At 59.4% G+C, this 3,480-nt stretch carries 2 protein-coding genes; one reads left to right on the forward strand and one right to left on the reverse strand.

The window, feature by feature from the left end:
- Window positions 1-147 precede the first annotated feature (147 nt).
- Window positions 148-1,809: a protein kinase domain-containing protein gene (locus NW815_RS04720; RefSeq protein WP_414351885.1), complete on the reverse strand. Its 1,662-nt coding sequence runs from the start codon at window positions 1,807-1,809 to the stop codon at window positions 148-150.
- Window positions 1,810-2,093: 284 nt separating this feature from the next.
- Here NW815_RS04720 and alaS point away from each other — a divergent pair.
- Window positions 2,094-3,480 (forward strand): alanine--tRNA ligase (gene alaS / locus NW815_RS04725; RefSeq protein ID WP_414415764.1); only part of this gene is annotated, 1,387 nt, incomplete at its 3' end.

Genomic DNA, 3,480 nt, shown 5'->3' on the forward strand with positions numbered 1-3,480 from the left:
GCGCGATAGGACTCCGTCCCGCTGGCGCGAGCAGTAGCCCAGACGTCTCATCCTAACCTGAAACAACTATAGAACTATTAAAGATCTATAAAGTTAAAGATCGCAACGCAAAATTCCAGATCCGCCAGATCCGCAATCCGCCCTGCGTCAGCTTAAAATGGCTCCCTGCCGACGGGCAAACTTCCGTAGCTTCTCGTCCATCCGCGCCCCCCGTAGATCCGCTTTGCAAAAGTTGGTAAAGCGCTTGCTCTTTTCTTCTGGGTATCGAGCCAAACGAACCCCACCGCCCATCGACCAGATCACCGAGCTGGCCACCACCAAGGCGATCCCGGCCGCTCCTAACGCATAAACCAAATTGCCCGTGGTCAGGCGGACAAGCAAAAAGGCCAGGATCCCTGAGCCCAGCAGCCCCCCCAAGCCTGTCAGGATCCCTCCCAACGTCTTGGCCGATCCAGACAGTTGGATCAAAACCCGCAGCCAGTAGGGTTGAGGGGTGTTGAAGAGGATGCCGCGCAGATCCGCCCCCTGCAAGTTGGCCCCTGAGAAATCGGCCCCCCGCAGATCGGCCTGGCGCAAATCATAGCCGGCCAAGTTTTGGTTGGCAAAGGACTTGCCCCGTAGATCGGCCCCCGCCATGGAAGGGATCCGCGGTGGGGTAGCCGGCTTGATCCGTCCGCTGCCTGTGATGCTGCTGGCTCGGCCCAGTTGGGTAAAACCGGTGGTGCTCCCCCACTCAGAGGGGATGGATAGCGGGCTGCTGGCTGTCATTCCCCCTGCAGTGAACTGAGGTAGGGGTGTGGGCGAGAAACCGCCTGAGCGGCGCTTGGCCCAGTAGCCGGAGATCACCGATGTGCTGGGATTGGCAGACAGGGGAGAGCTGGGCAACACAATCGGCTGAGAGATCGGGCCGCCTGCCTCTTCCACCGGGATCCCTTGCAACGCCCGCAAGACCTCGGTGGCGGTGGCAAAGCGCTGATTGATGGCCGGCTGCAACATGCGGTGCAGAATGGCGTCGAATTCCGGGCTGAGCTGCAGGCAATCCGACCAATCCCACTGCCCCGTTTCATGGTTATAAAACTTGGCCGGAGATTCCAACGTCATCAAGTTGATGCAGGTGGCAGCCAAGGCATAGAGATCGCTAGAGGGACCGACCGCCTGGCCGGCTACTTGCTCTGGGGGAGAAAAGCCCAGCGAGCGAATGGCCGTCGCCTCTTCTGCCGAATCCTGGCCCGGGCCGAGCTGCTTGACGGCCCCAAAGTCGATCAGCACCAATCGACCATCTTCTTTGCGACGAATCAGGTTGGCAGGTTTAATGTCTCGGTGAACCGTGTTTTGGCTGTGGACATAGCTGAGGATCAGCAGCACCTCCTGCATCACCTGCCGGGTTTGTTCTTCGGAAAAGGGCCCATTGCGACGCATTTCTTGCGAGAGGGTGGTGCCCTGGATAAATTCCTGCACCAAGTAGAACTTGCCGCCTTCCTGAAAGTGGGCGTAGAGCTTGGGGATCTGCGAATGCTCGCCCAGGCGCTCCAACACTTGGGCCTCGCGATTGAAGAGCTCCTCCGCCAGCTTGGCCAGTTGCGGGGATCCCTCGACCGGGCGCAACTGCTTGATCACCCGCCAAGGTTTGGAGGGCATGTCCTCATCCCGCGCCAAAAAGGTAGAGCCAAATCCCCCCTGGCCGATGCGCTTGAAGGCCCGGTAGCGATTGCGCAGCAGCAGGGGATGGCCACAAGAGGCACAGGTAGAGGCATCCGCCGGGTTTTCCGGGTGCAAACAGGCAGGGTTAAGGCAGTAGCAAGTGGGCATACCAGTTTGGGGTTACCGGCTGGCGATCCGGACAACCGAGACGGAGCCAAGAAGTCGGCAGGCAAGTTGTGAGAGATACATACAGGTTAGACCAAGAAGAAACAAATCTTGCACAACTGCCTCAGATAGGCTGATCTTAGCGTCTGCCCGCCCTGAGGTTAATCGGACAAATCGCTTAGGTTTTCGGCGGATGGGGTTTGGTGGAACAGAGGAGAACAACAAGGGCTGGACTGCCCTGCAGAGGGAAAACTTAGAATTGATGAATACAGCCATCTTCGCCTGTCATGTTTCCAGCGCTTTCCGGTGCCGCCATTCGGCAAACTTTTCTGGACTTCTACGCTCAGCGGGGCCACCAGGTGTTGCCCAGCGCCTCCTTGGTGCCGGAAGATCCGACGGTGCTGCTGACCATTGCCGGCATGTTGCCCTTTAAGCCCATTTTCCTGGGGCAACGGGATCCGGAGTACCCACGGGTTACAACGGCCCAGAAATGTGTGCGCACCAACGACATCGAGAACGTGGGCCGAACGGCGCGCCACCACACCTTCTTCGAGATGCTGGGCAACTTCAGCTTTGGCGACTACTTCAAAAAAGAGGCCATTGCCTGGGCCTGGGAGCTGGTGACGGAGGTGTTCGGCCTGCCCCCGGAACGGCTGGTGGTGAGCGTCTTTCGCGAAGATGAGGAGGCTTTTGCCCTCTGGCGAGATGAGATAGGGATCCCGGCCCACCGCATCCAGCGCATGGGAGAGGCGGATAATTTCTGGGCTGCCGGCCCCACCGGCCCCTGTGGCCCTTGTTCTGAGATTTACTACGACTTCAAGCCGGAGCTGGGGGATGAGCGGATCGACTTGGAGGATGACTCCCGCTTTCTGGAGATCTACAACCTGGTGTTCATGGAGCTGAACCGGGATAGCGAAGGTCACCTGATGCCGCTGGCCAAGCAAAACATCGACACCGGCCTGGGGTTGGAGCGGTTGGCCCAGGTGTTGCAGGGGGTGCCCAACAACTACGAGACAGACTTGATCTTTCCCATCATTCAAACGGCGGCTGGGATCGCCGGGCTGAACTACTCCAAGGCCGACCCGGAGCAGCAAATCTCCCTGAAGGTGATCGGGGATCACGCGCGGGCAGTGATGCATTTGATTGCCGATGGGGTGCTTCCTTCCAATGTGGATCGGGGCTATGTGCTGCGGCGGCTGATCCGGCGAATGGTGCGCCACGGGCGATTGCTGGGGATCGGCGAGCCCTTCACCATCCCGGTGATCGAGACCGCGATTCAGTTGGCCGAGGCTGCCTATCCTCAGGTGCGGGAGCGAGAAACCCTGATCAAGACCGAGCTGCAACGGGAGGAGGAGCAATTTCTCAAAACCCTGGAGCGGGGGGAACGGCTGCTGCTGGATTTGTTTACTGCCGTCGAATCTTCCCGTCGCGACAGCGGCTCGCCAAAGCAGATCTCCGGCGCCGACGCCTTCAAGCTCTTCGATACCTACGGTTTTCCGCTGGAGCTGACCCAAGAAATCGCCCAGGAACACGGCTTCAGTGTGGATCTGGAGGGCTTTGAACAAGAAATGGAGAAACAGCGGCAGCGGGCCCGCGCCGCCCACCAAACCATCGACCTCACAGCCCAGGGATCCCTGGACGAGCTGGCGGATTTCCTCAGCCAAACGGAGTTTT

The organism is Synechococcus sp. R6-7, from assembly GCF_047461695.1.
In the GTDB taxonomy this organism is placed as follows: Bacteria; Cyanobacteriota; Cyanobacteriia; order Thermostichales; family Thermostichaceae; genus Thermostichus.